Annotated in this window: 19 protein-coding genes and 2 pseudogenes; 10 read left to right on the forward strand and 11 right to left on the reverse strand. The window is 67.5% G+C overall.

The features are described 5' to 3' along the window. Positions 1 to 2 precede the first annotated feature (2 nt). Positions 3 to 440: a hypothetical protein gene (locus LZ604_RS23160; RefSeq protein WP_234517358.1), complete on the forward strand. Its 438-nt coding sequence runs from the start codon at positions 3 to 5 to the stop codon at positions 438 to 440. Between the two features lie 312 nt (positions 441 to 752). Next, on the forward strand, positions 753 to 893 hold the full coding sequence (locus LZ604_RS36325) for an SsgA family sporulation/cell division regulator (protein WP_372482187.1): 141 nt from the start codon (positions 753 to 755) through the stop codon (positions 891 to 893). A 197-nt stretch (positions 894 to 1,090) separates the two neighbouring features. Here the strand turns inward: LZ604_RS36325 and LZ604_RS23165 are convergent. Both LZ604_RS23165 and LZ604_RS23170 read right to left on the reverse strand, forming a co-directional pair. Further along, positions 1,091 to 3,243: pseudogene (locus tag LZ604_RS23165) on the reverse strand (ATP-binding SpoIIE family protein phosphatase). Positions 3,244 to 4,005: 762 nt separating this feature from the next. Further along, positions 4,006 to 4,251 carry a hypothetical protein gene (locus LZ604_RS23170; protein ID WP_234517359.1) on the reverse strand — a complete coding sequence of 82 codons (246 nt, stop codon included), beginning with the start codon at positions 4,249 to 4,251 and terminating at the stop codon, positions 4,006 to 4,008. 894 nt (positions 4,252 to 5,145) lie between these two features. On the opposite strand from LZ604_RS23170, the gene LZ604_RS23175 reads away from it, so the two are divergent. Next, entirely contained in the window at positions 5,146 to 5,538 is a 393-nt protein-coding gene (locus tag LZ604_RS23175; protein ID WP_234517360.1) for a hypothetical protein, read from the forward strand. 395 nt (positions 5,539 to 5,933) lie between these two features. Beyond that, positions 5,934 to 6,263 carry a hypothetical protein gene (locus LZ604_RS23180; protein ID WP_234517361.1) on the forward strand — a complete coding sequence of 110 codons (330 nt, stop codon included), beginning with the start codon at positions 5,934 to 5,936 and terminating at the stop codon, positions 6,261 to 6,263. 42 nt (positions 6,264 to 6,305) lie between these two features. On the opposite strand, the gene LZ604_RS23185 is transcribed toward LZ604_RS23180, so the two are convergent. The 4 genes from LZ604_RS23185 to LZ604_RS23200 all read right to left on the reverse strand — a co-directional run bounded on the left by LZ604_RS23185 (position 6,306) and on the right by LZ604_RS23200 (position 9,669). Beyond that, entirely contained in the window at positions 6,306 to 6,749 is a 444-nt protein-coding gene (locus LZ604_RS23185) for a Mu transposase C-terminal domain-containing protein (RefSeq protein WP_234517362.1), read from the reverse strand. Positions 6,750 to 6,915: 166 nt separating this feature from the next. Continuing rightward, a complete protein-coding gene (locus tag LZ604_RS23190; RefSeq protein WP_234517363.1) occupies positions 6,916 to 7,284 on the reverse strand; it encodes a hypothetical protein in 369 nt (122 codons plus the stop codon). 143 nt (positions 7,285 to 7,427) lie between these two features. Then, positions 7,428 to 7,988 (reverse strand): hypothetical protein, encoded by a 561-nt coding sequence (locus LZ604_RS23195; protein ID WP_234517364.1) that lies wholly within the window; start codon positions 7,986 to 7,988, stop codon positions 7,428 to 7,430. A 142-nt stretch (positions 7,989 to 8,130) separates the two neighbouring features. Next, on the reverse strand, positions 8,131 to 9,669 hold the full coding sequence (locus LZ604_RS23200) for a NucA/NucB deoxyribonuclease domain-containing protein (RefSeq protein ID WP_234517365.1): 1,539 nt from the start codon (positions 9,667 to 9,669) through the stop codon (positions 8,131 to 8,133). A gap of 516 nt (positions 9,670 to 10,185) precedes the next feature. Between LZ604_RS23200 and LZ604_RS36330 the strand changes: the two genes are divergently transcribed. Next, positions 10,186 to 10,350, forward strand: coding sequence for a hypothetical protein (locus tag LZ604_RS36330; protein WP_372482183.1), 165 nt, complete (start codon positions 10,186 to 10,188; stop codon positions 10,348 to 10,350). Positions 10,351 to 10,788: 438 nt separating this feature from the next. On the opposite strand, the gene LZ604_RS23210 is transcribed toward LZ604_RS36330, so the two are convergent. Next, positions 10,789 to 11,271, reverse strand: a complete 483-nt coding sequence (locus LZ604_RS23210; RefSeq protein ID WP_234517366.1) for a transposase family protein — start codon at positions 11,269 to 11,271, stop codon at positions 10,789 to 10,791. A gap of 223 nt (positions 11,272 to 11,494) precedes the next feature. Between LZ604_RS23210 and LZ604_RS23215 the strand changes: the two genes are divergently transcribed. After that, a complete protein-coding gene (locus tag LZ604_RS23215) occupies positions 11,495 to 12,394 on the forward strand; it encodes a hypothetical protein (RefSeq protein WP_234517367.1) in 900 nt (299 codons plus the stop codon). A 271-nt stretch (positions 12,395 to 12,665) separates the two neighbouring features. Here the strand turns inward: LZ604_RS23215 and LZ604_RS23220 are convergent, their stop codons facing one another. Further along, positions 12,666 to 13,013 (reverse strand): hypothetical protein, encoded by a 348-nt coding sequence (locus LZ604_RS23220; protein ID WP_234517368.1) that lies wholly within the window; start codon positions 13,011 to 13,013, stop codon positions 12,666 to 12,668. 54 nt (positions 13,014 to 13,067) lie between these two features. Here LZ604_RS23220 and LZ604_RS23225 point away from each other — a divergent pair, with 54 nt between their 5' ends. Together LZ604_RS23225 and LZ604_RS23230 are read left to right on the forward strand one after the other, a co-directional pair. Then, complete coding sequence (locus tag LZ604_RS23225; RefSeq protein ID WP_234517369.1) at positions 13,068 to 13,370, forward strand: hypothetical protein; 303 nt, start codon at positions 13,068 to 13,070, stop codon at positions 13,368 to 13,370. Beyond that, positions 13,367 to 13,786, forward strand: a complete 420-nt coding sequence (locus tag LZ604_RS23230) for a ParB N-terminal domain-containing protein (RefSeq protein ID WP_234517370.1) — start codon at positions 13,367 to 13,369, stop codon at positions 13,784 to 13,786. Before LZ604_RS23225 ends, LZ604_RS23230 begins: the two co-directional genes overlap by 4 nt. Here LZ604_RS23230 and LZ604_RS23235 read toward each other — a convergent pair. Together LZ604_RS23235 and LZ604_RS36335 are read right to left on the reverse strand one after the other, a co-directional pair. Continuing rightward, positions 13,749 to 13,964 carry a hypothetical protein gene (locus LZ604_RS23235; RefSeq protein WP_234517371.1) on the reverse strand — a complete coding sequence of 72 codons (216 nt, stop codon included), beginning with the start codon at positions 13,962 to 13,964 and terminating at the stop codon, positions 13,749 to 13,751. The genes LZ604_RS23230 and LZ604_RS23235 overlap by 38 nt on opposite strands. Before the next feature lie 309 nt (positions 13,965 to 14,273). After that, positions 14,274 to 14,483: an ANTAR domain-containing protein gene (locus tag LZ604_RS36335; protein ID WP_234517372.1), complete on the reverse strand. Its 210-nt coding sequence runs from the start codon at positions 14,481 to 14,483 to the stop codon at positions 14,274 to 14,276. Between the two features lie 1,252 nt (positions 14,484 to 15,735). Between LZ604_RS36335 and LZ604_RS23245 the strand changes: the two genes are divergently transcribed. After that, complete coding sequence (locus LZ604_RS23245) at positions 15,736 to 15,975, forward strand: hypothetical protein (protein WP_234517373.1); 240 nt, start codon at positions 15,736 to 15,738, stop codon at positions 15,973 to 15,975. 216 nt (positions 15,976 to 16,191) lie between these two features. Here the strand turns inward: LZ604_RS23245 and LZ604_RS23250 are convergent. Beyond that, positions 16,192 to 17,193 (reverse strand): annotated as a pseudogene (locus tag LZ604_RS23250) (diacylglycerol kinase family protein); the annotation flags it as partial. Between the two features lie 305 nt (positions 17,194 to 17,498). On the opposite strand from LZ604_RS23250, the gene LZ604_RS23260 reads away from it, so the two are divergent. Further along, a protein-coding gene (locus LZ604_RS23260) for an IS5 family transposase (RefSeq protein ID WP_372482185.1) occupies positions 17,499 to 18,307 on the forward strand; the annotation gives its coding sequence in 2 pieces (ribosomal slippage) (positions 17,499 to 17,846 and positions 17,849 to 18,307; 807 coding nt in all). Positions 18,308 to 18,319: the final 12 nt, after the last annotated feature.

Consider the following 18,319-nt stretch of genomic DNA (forward strand, 5'->3'; position numbering starts at 1 on the left):
CTATGAACAGCTGGATCAGGCGCGTCCCGATCGCTCTCGCTTCTGTGGCGATGGCGGGCGGAGCCCTTCTCGGTGCCGGCGGCTCGGCGTCAGCGGCGACGGCTGCGGGGCCCGTGGATCACACGCAGTCCTCGATCGCCGCCTTCGGGACCGGCGACGGACGTGACGACTACCGCAACGACGGACACGCAAGCGGCCAGGGGAAACGGGACGACGACCGGGACGCGCACCGTGGCTGGCACACGGACGACGACCGCCGAGGTCACCACCATGGCCGGCACCACCACCGCAGGTGGGAAAAGCGATGGGTCGGTCACCACCTGTACGTCTGGAACGGGCACCGGTGGGTCGAGGTGACGTCGTGGCACGACGCCGGTGTCGGCTGCTGGTACCTGGACCAACTCGTGCTGGTCAGCGCTGGTAGGGGCTGCAGGCCGTAGCGGCCGGCTTGACGCGTCGTAAGGACGCGACCGGAGGCTGCGTCCTTACGACGTCGGACGACCGCTCGCCAGGCCGACATCAGGACCGGGCCGATGAGATCGCTTCCCGACGGAACGGGACACACGCAGAAAACACTTCTTCCGATGCCTTTGGCTGCGCCGCGTGCCGCCATGTCCCATACCTCGGGCGCGGGAAGCGATCGCAGTGCCGAGCGAGCGGGAACAGGAGAGCGAGGGACAGTGAAATCGGTCAGAACCGTGGCACACGAACTGCCCGCGCGGCTTGTCGTGTCGCACGACCTGTCGGTATCGATGCGTGTAGCACTCCAATATGAGGCGGATGATCCTTATGCCGTCCGTGCCACCTTTTACCCTCTCGACCGGAGTTGGACAGTTGAGTGGTTCCTCAGCCGTGACATGCTGGCTCAGGCTCTGCTCGAGCACACCTGCTGACCGAGGCCCGCAGGGTGACGCCCGCGAGCCGGCGTCTGGCCGTGTGCTCAACCGCCCGGGAGCTTCGTTATCCCTGGGGGACACGGCTCCACACCGGCGGCGATCTGGGCGAGGGTGTCGTGTGAGCCGCCGGCCGTCACCCGATCGGTGGCCGCTCTGACGGACGGCTGCACCTGGCAGCCGGGATCGTCCTGAATTTATAGGGAGTCCCATGTCGGGAATCCGGCGGACGGCTTCTCGTTCAGCTCGGCCCAGACCGTCTTGCCTTGCCGGGCGTGGCGTGTTCCCCAGCGCTCGGCGAGTTGGGCGACCAGGAGCAGGCCCCGTCCTCCCTCGTCGAAGGTGCGGGCCCGGCGCAGGTGAGGCGTGGTGCTGCTTGTATCGGAGACCTCGCACACGAGGGCACGGTCGTGGATCAGGCGCAGCCCTATGGGAGGGCGGCCGTAGCGTATGGCGTTGGTGACCAGTTCGCTGACCGTCAGTTCGGTGGTGAACTCGAGCTCCTCCAGACCCCACCTGCTCAGCTGTTGGGCGACATCCGATCGGGCCTGGGCCACGGCGACGGGGTCGGCGTCCACGTCCCAGCTGGCGACTTGGCAAGCTCCAAGGGCGTGGGTGCGGGCCAGGAGCAGGGCGACATCGTCGTGCGGTCGATCAGCGGGTAGCAAAGCATCGAGCACGGTGTCGCACGTGGCTTGCAGGGAGGGAGCGGGTTGGGCGAGGGCTTGGCGGAGCAGGGCGATACCCGCGTCGATGTCGTGGTCGCGGGCTTCGATCAGGCCATCGGTGTAGAGGGCCAGGAGGCTGCCTTCGGGCAGGTCGAACTCCGCCGCCTCGAACGGCAGGCCGCCCAGGCCCAGCGGCGGGCCGGGGGGCAGGTCGAGGAGGTCGGCGGTTCCGTCCCGGCTCACCACGGCGGGCGGCACGTGCCCCGCGCGGGCGAGGGCGCACTGGCGGGAGACGGGGTCGTAGACGGCGTACAGACAGGTAGCGCCGATGTCCCCGGCCGCTTCGATGGCCGGGCCTGCGGAGGCTTCGGCGGACAGACGGATGACGACGTCGTCCAGGTGGGTGAGGAGTTCGTCGGGCGGCAGGTCGATGTCGGCCAGGGTGCGGACGGCGGTCCGCAGCCGTCCCATGGTGGCGGCGGCATGGATGCCGCGTCCGACCACGTCACCCACCACCAGGGCGACACGGGCCCCGGACAGCGGGATGACGTCGTACCAGTCGCCGCCTACCCCGCCTTGGGCCCCCGCGGGCAGGTAGCGGTAGGCGATCTCCACGGCCGACTGCTCCGCGGTGTGCTGAGGGAGCAGGCTGCGCTGCAGGGTGAGGGCGGTGGCACGCGCATGCTGTAACGGCGGGCGTTATCGACGGCCACCGCCGCCCGGGCGGCGATCTCCTGGGCAAGGAGCAGGTCCTCGTCGTCAAAGAGGTCGGGGTTGTGGTGCCGGATGAACTGCGCAACGCCCAGCGTGGAGTCCCGGGCCCGCAGCGGCACCACCAGCGTCGAGTGGGCCAGTTGGTCACCACCGGCGACATCACGGGGCGCTGCCGGGCCGATGTGCCGGGAGGGCTGACCGGTGATCAGGGCACGAGCCGGCGGCGAACCCTGCGGGCTGGTGTGGAGCGGCTGCGGCCGGATCGCCGATGCCGGGTCGCCCTCCACCACCGACCGCTGGGCGACCCGCCGGAGCGTGACAGGGCCGTCCACCGGTGTGTCGTTTCCGTGCAGCACGGAGTCAAGCAGGTCGACGGTGACGAGGTCGGCGAAGCGCTCGGTGGCGAGGTCCGCCAGTTCCTGCGCGGTGCGGGCGATGTCCAGCGTGGTGCCGATGCGCATGCCCGCCTCGTTCACCATCGACAGCCGCCACTGCAGTCGCCGGTCCCGCTCCCTCTGGTAGACCGCCACGCCCTGCTCCGACATGCGGTCGACGTAACCGGCCATCGTCACGATCAGTTTACGCGCGGCTACGCTGATCAGATCGGCGTCGCCGGTCAGCCGGGGCATCTCTTCGAGTAGCCGGTCGACGACGACACCCTGCCAGAGCCGGAAGGCCCGCAGTATCACGCTGAGGGGCGTTCCGTGGCGGGCTAGCCGACCCGTGCGGTCAGCGTCGGCAGCCGGCGTTTCGATCCGGCCCGGTTCGATGCCATCCGCCAGGCCGGCCAAGGCCGCAAGAACGTGCTCGGCAACGTTCTTCGCCGTCATACGGGCGATGTCCGGGTCTTCCCAGACCTCAGGAACTCCGCGCTGCAAGGACCGCTCCACATCATGGATCAGCTGGTCTGCTCGCAGGCTGACCTCACGCGCGGCACGGGAGACAAGACTGTCCGCAGTGAAGCCCACAAGGACGACGTTACGCCGCACCGGCGTGCAGAGCCCGTCAGGGTCCGGGGAGCCAGGCCCAGCGTGCGCACGTGGTCCAGCGGCAGCGCCGGAACGCGCGCAGATCCCGAGCACCCTGATCAAGGGGGTGCCGGGCGGCCCCTCGGCCCTCGTCCCACTCTGTGTCATGGGCTTGCACCGAACGTAAGCGCGGTTGCTGCGCAGACGGCCCACCGCCCGCGGGTGCATTCCTGGGCCACGGCCCGGCTTGCCAGGTCACTGCGGGGGACGCCCGCTGACCCGCCGCCCGCCTTCGCTCCACGCCGGCGGTCAACCCCCAGCACCCACGCGATCTGGACGGCAACCGTGCTGGGCACCTCGGTGTGCCTTGCCTTGACTGTGCACTGCGCTCCCCCTCGCCCATCGGCCGATCGGGAGCGGCAGCTGACAGCCCCGGCATGTCCGCGGCGCGCATCCGCCCGCCCGCCGGCAGGCACGCTGCCGGTCGGGGCGGCGAACTGAACAGCCCGGCAAGCAGCGTGGCCTTGCCGGCAGAGCTGTACCCGAGGACTCCGACGGTGATCATCGTCGCAGACAGGCGGTTCAAGCCCTGGCGGAGCAGTTCGAGCTGTTCGGCGCCGTGACGTTCAGGGTCCTCTGCCGGAAGTTGGTGCGCGGCCTGCGCCGAGGGACAAAGGACCCGCTGGTCGTCCTGGGGCATCGTGTCCCTCCCTCACACAGGTCGGCTGAACGCGCCGGGCGGTTGGAACGGGCCGACGGGTGTCAGAAGAACCGGAGCCGGACCGGGGACTGCTCGTCGGGCTCCCGGACGAAGAGTTCTCCGCCGCGACTGGCGATCTCCTCCAGGTATGCGTAGACCTGGATTGCACGGTTGATCGTGTCCGTCTTGGTGTCGCCTGATAGTCCGGCGGCGGTTTCCAGAGCCGCGGATGACCGGGCGCTGAGGTTGACCGTGACGCGTTCGGCGGTGGTGGTCTCTCGTCGGCTGGATGCTGTGCTCGCAGTCATCTTCTACGCTTCCTCAATCGTCGCACCGCCGACCCCCGTCGGGCGGTGACGGACCACACTGCATGCACACGTCGGGCGATCGACACGCCGAAGAAGGCCCACCCCGGCCCATACCGCGGTTGCCTTCCCTCCCTCGGGTCGTGCAATCGGTACCCACGAGCGAACGCCAATGATCGCCCATGGGCCCGCGCCCCCGTAGCTCCCCACCTGTGCCAGTGTGGTGATGCCGGACCAGTACACTCCTTATCCCCCGTGACGTCAAGCCAAAAACCATCTAACTGCTGCTTGTTGCACTGCTCTCTCGCGTGCAGTATTGAACTCGCGCCCTCGGCGGGCGGCGTTCCGCTGCGGCGGCGCGTGAACGGAAGGGCGGTCGTCAGACGCCTTCCTGAGGCTCCGTGAGCCGCGTGAATATCCGCGCGCACAGCCCGGGGCCGCCGCCCCGGGGGGTGATCGCATCGAGAGGGCCGGCCACCCAGGACAGACACCCGCGCCCCACTCTCCCGCCCTGACAGGCCGACCGTCCGGCCGTCCGGCATCTCGGGCAGCCGGGCATCTTGACTGTTGCCTGTGGCAACGCCTTTACCCAGCAGGGCAACCGGCCTACCCGCAGCTTCGCCCTGAGGTCACGACAGGAGAGCGGCACCCGGGGCGGCGACATGACGAGCCCACACCGGCCTCACGTGCAGCGGCAGCCATCCCACACCCCAAGTGGGCATACAAACAGCATGCATTGAGCGTCTTATCGGCATGCATAATCTGGTCAATTCTCTTATCGCGGTGCTAGTTTGTTGCGTAGAGTCGACTCAAGATCACTAAGGGTGGTTGCAGTCGCTCCGCCGAGACCGTGCACGAACGACGGCCACGGCTCATCCAGCATCGACACCGCGATGGATGGCAAGCGCAATGACCCACGCCAACAGCTCAGCCACCCGCACAACCGATCTGACAAACGAACAGCCCGACGAGGGCCGCGGCGTCCTGTTCGACAAGGAGACAGCCTCCGTCGTCATCGACGTCCGGCACCTCAAGGCCGAAGTACGGCTGGTGACTTCCGCCGAGTCACCCACCGCCCGCAGCATTCCGCTGCTGGCCGTCGGGGTGATCGCGGTCCTGGCCATGACAGCGGCCGGTTCGGTCCTGGCCTCGGCCGGTGCCCCCGCGCACATCATCGCCGCGACAGCCGGTGGACTGTTCACCTTCTCCTTTGCCGCCGGGCTCTATGCGGTCTTCCGCGCTCCCGGACGACGACGGCGCCTGCTGCGACGGCGCCGCCCGCGTACGTGACCCACCCCACCCGACACGCAACCCGGCACGCGCCCGGCCGGGTGCTCCAGGATGACGGACACGCGCGCAGCGATCACCTCGCTGCCCGGTCCGCGCCGACCTCGCCGGTGATCACCCCGAGGGCGCGTTCGCCGATGCACCAGGTGATCCGGGCGACGGCCTGCGCATGGGCAGAGTGCCGGTGCAGCATCGCGGGCGCCAGGTCCTTGCCGAAGCATGCGCGTGAAGCCCCAGTGCGCGGCCAGTTTGTCTATCAATGTCCGTCTATCCTCTCCAAGTAGGCGACTGCGCAGTCCCGTTCAGCGGCGGCCTTCTCGGCCCGGCAGGAGAAGCGGGCAGGCCGAGAGCCGCAGGCTCTGTGCGGCCGTGGTGGCAGCCAAGTAGCGTGTGCGCTCATGAGCGACCATCCGAAGACCGGCCTGGGTGACGTGCTCGCCCACGTAGTGAACTGCGACCACGAGGGCGAAGAGCCCGACCTCAGCGGCGGTCGACGAGTCGAATACGTGGTGACCGGGATCCGCGGAGCGCTCGTCGACGCCCATGCCGTCGACGACCCGACGAACAAGTACGTGACTTCGGCCGCCGTTCTCTCGCAGAACCTCAAGACCGAGGTCGGTTCGCTGCTCGGGCGCCACTTCAGTTGCCGTGTCGTGCCCGGCAACCCCGGCACCTTCTTCGTCGATTTCCAGGCGGCCCCAGAGCCAGGCGCCCAGGCGTCCGCGTGACCGGCTCGTGTGACAAGCCCTCGTGGACCTGATTACCGCTGGTCACGAGCTTTCCTCGCTCAGGTCGATGGCCGGGGTCGGCTGGTCCTGGCCCGGCAGGAAGACCTCGTAGTTGATCCGCCGGCCGAGCTCCTTCGTGCGCTCGGTGTCGATCAGCCGCAGGTAGTCGATCCCGGTCGGAGCGGGCGGGGCCGCGGCGGGGGTCTCGGGCTTCGCTTTGGGGTGCGCGTGGCGGGTGATCTGGTACGGGATCGCCTTGCCGAACGAGCGGCCGCCGGATCGGACGTCGATGTCGGTCAGGTCGAAGGGGTCGAAGACCAGCTCAACCTGCCGCCCGACCAGCGACGCATCGACGTTGTAGGTGTTGGACTGCAGCGAGACCGTGGCGGTCTTGGCGACCTTCCGCCGCTCTGACCAGCGGAAGGCATCCCGCAGTGCGTCCGGTGTCGGCGTGGGGGACGGTGCCCCGGTGAGCCAGCGCTCCAACGGAGCCTGCCCACGACCTGATGGGCCCGTTCGGCCCGCCGTCGCTCCTCCTCATCGACCAACGCCATCCGAAGCCCTCCCAGGACGGTTGCGGACATGCCAACCGCCAGGATGGAACCGGCCCCACGCTTCCGTCAGGGTGAGCTCGTGTTGATCGTCTTCGTGGTCAGGCCGGCGGCCAGCCCGGCGCCAGCAGCCGCCCGTGGCAGGCCGCCGAAACCAGCAACCAGGTAGGCACCCTCAACATCCCCGACCTCGCCCTGGCCGCGAAGGCGAACCCCGTCACCGCGCAGACCGCGTCGGCGACCGCTGACCCCGCCGGCGCCGGCAGCACCTGGGCAGGGTCGTCGGCCAACGCGACCATCCACGCGGTGAACACCGCCGCGGTCCGGCCCACCCGGCGGGACCAGCACCGCAGCCAGCCCCGCACCGTCGTCACCGGCCTTCCCAGCCGCTCGGCGATCCGCCGCGACCCCCAGCCCAGACCGAGCAGCTCATCAACGAGCTGCTCCACGGCGAAGGGCCAGGAATGCAACGGGCCCTTTGAAGCCCCGTCCATCTTCTTTCGTCGGTCCCCGCGGTATCCGGCAAGAGGGTTGGGCAGAATGCCGGCCATGGATGGCGCCGGAGGGCCGGGACCTGGATCACGCGTCAGCGGCTCTGCTCGGCGGTCCATACCTACCCAAGATCGGGCCGGCGGGACAGACCGCCGACCCAGGGATCGCTGCAGTGTTGTGTGGTCAGGCGCACCCCAGTGGTTGCCTGAAGTACCAAGGCGGCGCATTGCGAGGAGTTCCACTGGTCGGGTACGGCAAAGGCGTCATCGCCCGGTGCAGCGCGGAAGCCGAGGTGGCCGAGACTTCGGATGAGATCGTCGCCGAGAGTGCCCCATGGGCGACCGGTCAAGGTGTCCAAGCCGGCCTGGACCCGGCCGGCACGGGCGACCATCGCCTCGCTCTGGTTGGGATCACTCATGATGGAGCAGGCGATGCCGTCCGGTGCGGACAGGGCAGCAAGAACGTCGGCGTCACTGCCGATCCATCCGCGCAGGCCCTCCAACTCCAGCACCATGGTTGTTCCGCTCGCTGGCTTGGCCAGCAGCAGGGCCGCGCGGTCACGGGAGGACGCGGCGTCTGCGAGTCGCTGGGATACCTGGCGCAGTCCATCTGGCAGCTCCGTGACTACGGGCACCCCCATGTGGTGCAGTGTCTCCTCCACCGGCAGGCTGGTCATGGTCACGCACCATGCCTCCCCGAAGGCCTCAGTGAGGTCGAAGGGGGCTTGCATCCACGATCCTCCCAGGTGAGTGATGCCATACGGCGGTTGATGGTCCGGCTCTCGGGGCCCGACGGTTGCGCAGGGGCCCCGAGAGGCTGCCGGGCTAGCTGATGTGGACGAAGAAGCGGTCGTTGTTGGCCTCAGGGTTGGGTAGCGAGGAGTCCCAGACCAGGATCCGGTCGTCGACGTAGTAGCCCTTCAGCAAGATGCCGGCGGCCCCATTCTCCTGCCGGGGGACGGCTTTGACAGAGAAGTCCCAGTAGGGATTGCCCGCGCCTTCCAGTGTCGAGGCAAACGGGTACTCGTCGCACTGGTAGGCAGGCGGTTGGGGCCGCTCGTCAGCGGGCAGGCCGGTGTCCGCATACTCATCGCGGTACGGGCCCTTGCCGTAGCAGGCTCCGTCCTTGTGGTCGCGGTTGGCTTTGTACTGGCCCGGCTCCAGCTTCTCGGTGATCCGATGCAGGCCCGGCGCATTGGGGTGGCCGGGGTCGTACCGGCCGGGGATGCGCTTGTCCCGCGGCTGAGGCACCCCGGGAGGCACCAACAGGGGGTAGGTCTGGTTGGGGTGGTACTGCGCGGTGTAGATGTGGAATGCCACAGACCGGTGGTCGGATCCCGCGTCCGTCCGGTAGGTCAAGCGGGGCGTCACCTCATTGAAGACACACGCCTCTGGCAGCTTCTTGGAGCCGCGCCGGAAGTAGTTGGCGGAGTCACAGCGCATCCAGCGGGGAGTGCTCGCACCGGCGTCGACCTCCGCAGGGTTGCTCCAGTCAGGCCAGAAATCCATCTGGAATCGGCTCAGCGTGATCTTGTCCCGGCCGAGGCCTGCGCCCTTGTGGCCGAAGACATCCCAGTTGAACCACTTGGTGTTGTGGTCCCAGGCGATGAACGGCATGCTGACCGAACTGGGGGCTGCATGGCACATGGTGAAGCTGTCCGGGCAGTTCGCCATGAGGTTCAACCGCGTATCGGGGCCAGTGGTCCATTGGTCCCATGGGAACGCCCAGTCGTACCTCATGGTGCCTGCCTTGACGCGGGAGAACACCCGAATACGGCGCGAAGTCTCATCGCCCTGGGCGAAGATCTGGTAGGTGAACGTGTTGGTGCCGCGCCAGATCTTTTGCCCCCGCACCTTCCAGTAGAAGTTCACTCGGGCGTGGCGCTCGTTGCAGTAGGTGAAGCGGTTGTGCACCCGGCCGAAGTCGCTCGTAGCGCCGTCGGCCTTGAAGCATTCCTGCAGCAGCTTCGGGTCCGGTGTGTCACCGATGGGCGGCGGGGCCGCCTGAGGACTGACGGCTCCCCCGTCGCTGGTCTGGTGGTACTCCATCGCGGTCTGCCGGTTCCGCCGTTCAGCGGTGGCAAAGTCCACTGCCGGCAGCTTCCTGGCCGCCGGGCTGGGGGCCACCTTGGCGGCATCGCCGTCCGGCCGCTGCCGCAACCGGCTCTCCTTCTTGGCCGCGTCAAGGCTTGAGACGGGTGTGACCACTTCCGATGTGTCGGCACCCGTTGCGGACGTCTGCACTAATCGGCTGTCGGTTCCCGGTGCGCTCTGTGCGACAGCGGCAGGCATCGATGACAGCGCCATCGCCGCCAGCGCGCAGGCGGCGGCGAAGCCCCGTAAACGGCGCTTTCTCGCGATCATGAGGTACTGCTCCCCTTCGTTGGGCCCCCGACGGACTCTGGATCCGCGCAAGGCGCTGCGCCCACTTTTCGGCTTGTAGACGTCACTCCTCGACCTGATTCGGCCTTGCCCGAATAGCGACATATCACGCGGGACCGGGCGGCACCCTTCTCGAAGCCGGGTGTCGTGGGTGACGACGGTCTCCTGTGGGTTGGAGGCCGACCCCTGTCATGACCGCCCAGCGAAGAGCCTTGCGGCGCGGCACGTAGACGAACGCGCACTGCCGCTAGGCCCGTCCGCCCTGACCGACTTGGAGAAAGCGCTAACCCTGGTGCGGGGCAAGCCGTTCGGCGGCCGGCCGCTGCCCTGGGCCGAGCCCTACCAGCAGGAAATGATCACGCGGATCATCGACGTCGCGCACACCGTGGCCAGTTACGCATCCCCGCAGGCCCCCACCACGACCTCAGCGCCGCCCGCCAGGCCGTCGCGACCGGTCTCGACGTCGACCCCACGGCCGAGCTCCTCTGTCGGGATTGGATGCGTCTTGAGGCTGCGCGCGGGAACCGCTCCGGGCTCCACACCGCGATCACCCGCGTGCAACAGGTCAACCGGGACTTGGACTGCTCGCTGGAGCTGGAGACTACTCAGCTCATCAGCGAGCTCCTCAACGGCCCGGGCACGGCAGTGCGCAAGGCCTTGTAGCAGCTGGATACGCAGGTGCGCAGCGCGCCGCTATCGGCTGTGGGCGACGTCGCGGGCTGCGTAGGCGAACAGGTCGCTCACGGCCGCCTCGCTGGACGCGGGCGGCCTGGTGCGCCACTCCCCAGTGTCTCCCGTACGGTCTGCGCCACCACGTGCAGCGTGCTGGGCCAGGCTGGCGTCCAGGGCGGCCACTCCCCCGTCCTGAGCACCTAGGGTGACGATGACCGGCCCGTGCATCGGGTACAGAGCCATACCTCGCCAAGCGCTCGCCGGAGCCCATACGGCGATGCTCTGCGCAAGTCCCATCCCGCGCCCGTCGCATGGATGTGCAGCAGTGAGCCTCCGCCAACTTGAAGCCGCAGGTCATAGGGCTGGTGTGACCGGCTCTGGGGGTGCTCACGCTGTTCGTCGGCGGCAGTCCGCGGAGTAGATCGTCCGTCAGCGGCTGACTTCGAGGTTCGTCAGAACGAGCAGGGCGCGCAGGAGGTGGGTGGCGCGGGCGGACTCGGTGCGGAGCTTGGTGAGGATCCGCCAGTTCTTGAGGTGGGCGAAGCCGTGTTCGACCGGTGCGCGGCCGACGGCGATGACGCGGTTTGCGGTCTTCTGGCCGGGGGTGAGCTTGTGGGTGCGGTTGGCATGGAAGCCGGTGACGATCACGGGATCGAGTACGTCGTTGTCCAGGCCGCGGAAGCCGAGGTCCGCCAGGGCCCCGAGGCCGGCGGTGCGCAGGTGGGCCAGGACGTGGTCGTGGCGGGCGGCGGTGTTGTCGTGGGTGCCGCTGGGCCGTGCTGCGGATATCCAGATCAGCCGGCCCCTCTCGTTGGTCAGGGCGAGGAAGTAGCGGTCGACGATAGTGAGCGCGGCGGGCTCCCCGCTCGCGTCGTCCTCGCCTGCCGGCTCGTCGATGGCGGCAGGCATCATCCGCAGAGACCACGACTCCGCAGCCTGCTATACAAAGCACGGACTTCTATTGGGAAGAGCCCTGAATGGGGCTCGTGGTGCAGTTGAGCCGTCGCTGACAATGGCAGGCTCTCTCATGCTCGACGACAGGAAGTTACCGAACGGTGCTTCCGTGAACGTGGGAGATGCAGTCTGCTTGACCTGTTTTGTCGCACGACTCGACCTCGGAGAAGGACACGACGTCATGGCAAAGAGAGCTGCTCGAACCCTGCTTGTCCTCGCCGTCTCTTGGGCTGCGTGGGCGGTCCTGTTCTTCGCTCCGATCCCCTACGTGCCAAAGACGTCATTCTTTGGCTACATCACAGCTATCTTTGCCTTCTTCGCCATCCCGGCCATCGCGCTCAAGCAGACCAGGACGTGGCGTGATGGCGGTCAGGGACAGGCGCATCCGTCGCCAATCCCGCCCAGGCTGCTGGGCTTCAGCCGCCACGTACCCCTCTTGGACGACGGCCGCGGAGTCACTTATCGCATTACGAAGGGCGCCCGCGGCCCGCAGTTCAGTTGGTGGTTTGACCACGGAGTGCCAGCCGACGACCTGATGATCACGATCAAGGTCAAGGAGCACCTGACCCGCATCGAAACCGAGCTCGGCCTGCCGGTTACGTTTCCTTACCTAACCCCCGCCGGCAAGGAAGAGGCACGCAAGCGTGCAGAACGCGAGCAACCCACACTTGAGCAGCTTCAAGAGGCTGCGGCCAGTGGTGACGCGCTTGCGAAGCTCCGCCTGTGGGGGCGCACCGGCGAAGCAGTAACGGACGCCGACCAGCTCAAGATCGACACCTATTACCACCTTGGTTTCGATATCGGCCGGTATGTCAGAAACTTCGAAGGGCGGCAATGGGAGGGAACGCAGTTCGAGGACGACGAGGACAACAACGAGCACGGCACCTGGCACGTGTTTGATGTCGCCGAGAGCACCACGCACGAGGGGGCCCGAATCGGGAGTGACGAGATCCGGACCAGCGCAGCAGAAGGAAGTCCCAGCCTGCGGACGATCCCTGCCTCACAGGAGGAAGCAGCTAGCGTTCACAAGGCACAGCGCGCTGCTCACCTGGCGTGGGAGGCTCGTCGTCAGTCTCGGTGACCTCCGAAAACTGCTCCGGGCAGACCGTCCCGATGCGTCGTCGCAGGTCGGCCCCAAGTGGGGACCTGCTGCGCGCGGCCTACAAGCCGGCCGCCGACGCCGAGCCGCAGGCGCAGCTGGAGCTGCTGAGCGCGTGATCCTCTAGTCTGGGCGAGCGTAGGGCGCGGGGGCACGCTCCTACACGAAGGGCTCCTGCTGTGAGTGCTGCGCCCGCCCGCATCCCCGAGTCGCTACTGCCGCTCGCGGTGCCGATCGACGACCTGGCCGAGTACTACCGCAACCCGCGCACCGGCGACGTCGACGCCATCGCCGAATTGCTGCGCGTCAACGGCCAGTACAAGGCCATCGTCGTCAACCGCGGCACCCACACCGGCCGCCCCAACGAGATCCTGGCCGGTAACCACACCTGGCCGCCGCCAAGCAGCTCGGCTGGGACCAGATCGCCGCGACGTTCGTCGACGTCACCGACGAGGACGCGGCCCGCATCGTCGTCGTCGACAACCGCACCTCCGACCTCGCCGGGTACGACAGCGAGCTGCCGGCCGACATCCTCGAGGATCTGCCCGACCTCGATGGCACCGGCTACGACCAGACCGCCCTGGACAAGCTGCTCGACCACCGGGCCCTGCCCGAGACGATCGACCTGCCCTCCGACGGTCAGGGCACCGGCGCGATGGCCAAGGTGGAGTACCTGCAGTGGGGCTACCTGCAGTGGTCCAACATGCGCGTGCAGATCACGGCGGCCGAGGCGGAAACCCTCAACCAGATCTACGAGCGGTTCACCACCGAGAACCGCTCGGACCTCGGGTTCGGCTGGCACCTGCTGCAGGAGACCCACACCGAGACCGCCGAGGCCCCGGCCGTCGCCGTCGAGCCCGCGCCCGGCAAGGACCAGTCCGCCTGCGACGTCGACGAGGACGACGAGGAAGAGGACGGCGGCGAGGGCGACGAGGACCTGGAGGACGAGGACGCATGAGCACCGCCGCACCCACGACCACGTTCTACGAGGCGTACCCGCTGGCCGACCTGCGGCCCGCCGACTACAACCCGCGCCTGCTGTCCGAGGAAGCCTTCGAGCGGCTGAAGGAGTCCATCGGGCGCCACGGCATCGTCAAGCCGGTCATCCTCAACGCCGACGGCACCCTGGTCGCTGGCCACCAGAGAACCAAGGCGATGAAGGCGCTCGGCATCACGCACACGCCGGCGGTCATGCTGGGCACGAAGGTCCGCCTGAGCGACGAGATCCAGTTCAACCTCCTGCACAACAGGGTCGAGACCGAGGCGAGCGTCGTGTACGCGCAGCCCGGCCCGATCGGCCAGTGGTCGTGGATCCCGTGGCAGACGCCGCTGCCTGCTACCGCGCCGACGGCAAGCGTGAGTACCGGGCAGTAGCTGGCTGCCGGGGGCCGGTCCAGTCGTACACGCCGTACTCGCCGGTGAGGGACGGGCAGGTCCACGCGAGGACGTCGAAGTGGTTCGCCGCGGCGACGACCGCGTACTTGGCGTTGAGGGCTATGCGGCCCTGGTCGTCGATGACGACACTGCCCCACGCGCCATGCCCGCCCGTCATGTAGGAGATGGCCTGCTGGAACGGCTTGTTGCGGGAGTTGGCGACGTTGATCGGTGCTGGTCAAATGGGGTGTCCCTTAAGAAGGGGCACCCCATTTTCGTGGAGGCTGTCTCACCGTGAGTCGGCCTTGTCGCGTTGTGGATCAGTGCGCGTGGACCAGGCGTGGACCAAATCATGAACCGCCATACCTGCGTTGACCTGCGGCTTAGATCCATACGAGCACGATGCAGGCAAGTGCCTGTGGAGGCGCGAGAGCAGGAGAACCGCTCCGGGTAGGAACGTTCCTTGAGTGGTCACCGGGTGCTGCCGTCAGGCTCCCTTGCGCTGGCTCACGCGCTCCTGTAGCTCCTGCCGCACCTGCGTCGGCATCGGTTGCCCGAGTGCCCAGCCGATGACGTGCTCGGCGACGCTGGAGAGCTTCGTGTTTAGGTGCTGGGACACTTCTCGCAGCACGTCCCAGCCATCAGTAGGCGGCAGCCTCCACACGGCCATGAGAACGCCGAGGGCCTGATCAACCACGGCATGCGACTCCACTGCCTGCCTCAGCTGAGCATTCTCCTCTTCCAGACGCGCGAGTCTCGAGTCCAGCGCGGAGGGGTTCGTTTCCCATGCCAGATGGGGCGGAGCGTCGTGCTCACGGGGCTGAGTCATCACACGTCCAAATGTGCGAGGTCGGCGGCTCCTGTCAGCCTGCCCGCAAGCGGCGACGGCAAGGCGGTGTCCTCGATCACGCACGACAGCCCGCAGACAAGCGATGAATAGGCTAGAGCGCCATCTTCACCGTGGTACGTGGTGAAAATGGCGCCCTCCTGCCCGTTTGCTGGTGGGCGCGCGTCGTGAGGTTTTCATCATGATCCGCGCCATCTGGCCCTGCCTGTGAGTTGTGGGGCTCACATCCCATGCAGCTCTATGAGAAACGCGTCGGACACGTTGGTGGTGGCTCTCTGGGGTTAGCCTCATGCGCGGTGTTCTGAATGTTCGACGCTTCCTACGCCGATCCTCATTCGGATCGCCAGAGTCGCCTCGGGTCTTTGACCCGCCCGAGGCGACTCGCTGCTCGGCGGCCTGGTGGGAGAGGGGCACCAGGCCAAGTTGGTCGCGACCAACTTGAGACTGCGGGACGCTGACCTGTAGCTGGTGTCGCGTTGCTGCGGTTGGCGAGAGTACCCGCAGGAGCACTGGCGGCAACTGTTGGAGAAGCACCGCCAGGGGCGGCCTGCCACGAGCAGTGCAGGTCCGCTGGTGTTACTCCGACATTGGAGATGGCCCCACCCTCTGACCGTCAGATGGCAACAGAGGCGGGCAGCCGACGGCCTCTTCTAGCTTTCTGGCTTGCGTGTCCGCGTCACGGAACTCGTGCCAGAACCCGCTGTGACCTGTCGCAAACACCGCCATCAGAGTGGAAAGAAGCGATATGGGTCCGTCGTTTATTCGCAGATCTGTGGAGGTCGGGCAGTGTTGTGATCAAGCGTTTGGTGTCTGCTGGGTATGGGCGGGCACCGAGCCCGGCAGGGGCGCGCTTGGATTTCTCAGATCGGAGAACTTCATGAGTTCTGACCCAAGGAAGAGGTCGCTGAGCCTGCTTCCGCGGAGCAGCCGGCTGGTAGGGAGTGCCGCGGTCTCTCTCGTTCTTGCGTTGGCGGGTATGGCGGGTCCTGCGGTTGCCGCAACGGACACGCATGCTGTCGACAAGAGCCTGATGCGGTCTGGTGCCGATAACTGCCGCACGGCAGTGGCCGGTGACGGGCTGGGAGGCAGGTGCGGGCATGGCTTGACGGTTTCGATCTCGACGATCCCCGTGACTGGAGGGGACGTCAACCCGGTGCTCACCGGGTCGTGTCCCACCGGGGCTATTCCGATCGGGGCCAACCTGACCGTTAATGGCACGCCTGTCGCGGTGAGTATTACCTCCGTGATTGGCAACACCGCGACCATCACTGTTGCCGGAACCATCCCGGGGACGGGTCCGGAGGTCGGCACGCTGACGCTGGTCTGCGCGGCCACCACGTAATCGATCGGTTGCCGCTCTGGCCCGGCGACAGATCATCTCGTCGCCGGGCCGAGGCATAGGCAGGGCCTTTGCAAGATAGCCACGGTCAGAGGTGGGCGCTCACCTGTGCGTTGAACCAGGGCCGGCCCCTTTCCGGATGGGGCGGTTCTTGTGAGCGATCACGAAGTTCCCCAGTTGGAGGCGGGCTCTGCGTCATCTAACTAGTCGGAGTGCCCGCTATTCGCCGTCGGCAGCCTCCAAGGCCCGCTCGATCTGTTCGTTCGAGCGCTGTTGGTTGCGATGAATCGCCTTGGCGTAGAAGCGGAAGAGGACAGCGATGCTGTGGCCAGCCCGCCGCGCAACCTCAGCAGGGGAGACTCCGGATTCAAGCCAGAGTGAGACGCCCGCGTGCCGCAGGGAGTACGGCACATCAGCCAGGGGGGAAGCCGCTTCAGATTCGGTCAGCACGGCGAGTCGAGCAGCCTTCCAAATCTCCCCGTACTCCTTGGACAGCAGGCCGCCGCCTTGGGCCGCACGGAACAGCCGGCCGTCTTCAGCGGTACCGAACTCCTTGATGTGCTCGCGGACCAGGCGCACGAGGACGGGGGGAATCGGAACAGGCCGGGTCGCCTTGCGAGCCCGCTTCAGGCCACGCGTGTCGAACGACTCGCCCGTGTCGGTCCAGCCAGAGCCAACGCGGGGCGTGCTCGTGGACAGCAGCACTTCTCCCCAGCCCTCTTCGGGCAGGGTGAAGTCTTCTTCCCTGAGATTGGCCGCCTCCCCAGGGCGGTTGGCCGCGTAGTAGAGGCAGCCGAAGAACGCCATCAGATGGCGTCCGCGTGCCCCCTGCTCGCCTACGGCGTCGATCAGCGCCTTCGCCAGCTCGACGCCGTCCCTGAGGGCCTCCAGCGCGGCCGAAGGGTCCTCACGGTCCAGGCCGAGATCCATCGCGAAGTGGTTGCGGGTACCCGCCGGAATGACCATGAAAGGCAGGCCGCTTGCTGCGGCCACCTCGGCCACAAGTGCCTGCGTGCCGTCTCCGCCGGCCACCCCGAGCAGATCTGCACCGTCATCCACGGCCCGTCGTGCGACAGTCGCCAGGTCCTCGGGCAGGCAATGATCGATCACGAGAACCTGAGCTCCGAACGCACGCGCTCTCTCCGCGATCCGGAACCGGCCTGCTATCCCCCCGCCCGAACGCGGATTCACGATCAGACAGGGCCGTCGTGCGCCGGTCGCAGGGCGCGACACGTTCTCGGTCACGGCACCTACCGACAAGCCGCATGCATCAGCCCGGCGCACGTCACTGGCAAGAGCAGGACAGTCGCGATCACACCCGCAGCTGGTGGCACCGTCCCCCACCGGGCCGACGCTCCGGCGATCGCACGTGTGGCCACCGCCTCCATGACACTCCTTCGAGAGTTGCGGCCTACGGCACCAGCTTGCAGCTCAGCCTGAGCATCCGCACCTGTGACGTACGTGGTCGTCCCGCCATCGCCGTTTAGACGTCGTTTCCTTTGGCGTGATCGTTCGTTGAGCCGTGCATGACGGATCTGGTTGAGCGGTTGGTGCCGGATGAGTTATGGACGCTGTTCCGGCGGGTAGTTCCGCCGACGGAGGTCATACGTCCGCAGGGCGGCGGCCGACGGCGGGCGGGTGACCGCGAATGCCTGGCGGCGATCATCTTCGTGGCCACCTCGGGGTGCACCTGGCGGCAGTTGCCCCCGGTGTTCGGGCCGGCCTGGCCGACGGTCTACCGGCGTTTCGCCCAGTGGAGCCAGGACCGGGTCTGGGCCCGGCTGCACCGCGTTCTGCTGGACGAGCTCGGCGCCAGAGGCGAGCTGGACTGGTCGCGGTGCGCCATCGACTCCGTCAGTCTCAGGGCCGCAAAAGGGGGCCACTGACCGGACCGAATCCGACCGACCGCGGCAAGAACGGATCGAAGATCCACTTGATCACGGACCGGAACGGTCTACCTCTGTCGCTGGGCATCTCCGGCGCCAACATGCACGACAGCCTCGGTCTGAAGCCGCTGGTCCGGGGAATCCCACCGATCCGCTCCCGGCGCGGCCCGCGCCGCCGGCGACCGGCCAAGCTCCACGCCGACAAGGGCTACGACTACGACTATCTGCGCCGATGGCTCCACAAGCGCGGCATCCGCCACCGCATCGCCCGCAAAGGCATCGAGTCCTCGCAGCGGCTGGGCCGTCACCGCTGGGTCGTCGAGAGGACGGTGTCCTGGCTCGCCGGCTGCCGACGCCTGCACCGCCGCTACGAGCGCAAGGCCGAACACTTCCTCGCCTTCGCCGGCATCGCCGCAGCCCTCATCAGCTACCGCCGACTCACCAACTGAAACGACGTCTAA

The sequence above is a fragment of the Streptomyces glomeratus genome (assembly GCF_021462825.1).
Taxonomy (GTDB): domain Bacteria; phylum Actinomycetota; class Actinomycetes; order Streptomycetales; family Streptomycetaceae; genus Streptomyces; species Streptomyces glomeratus.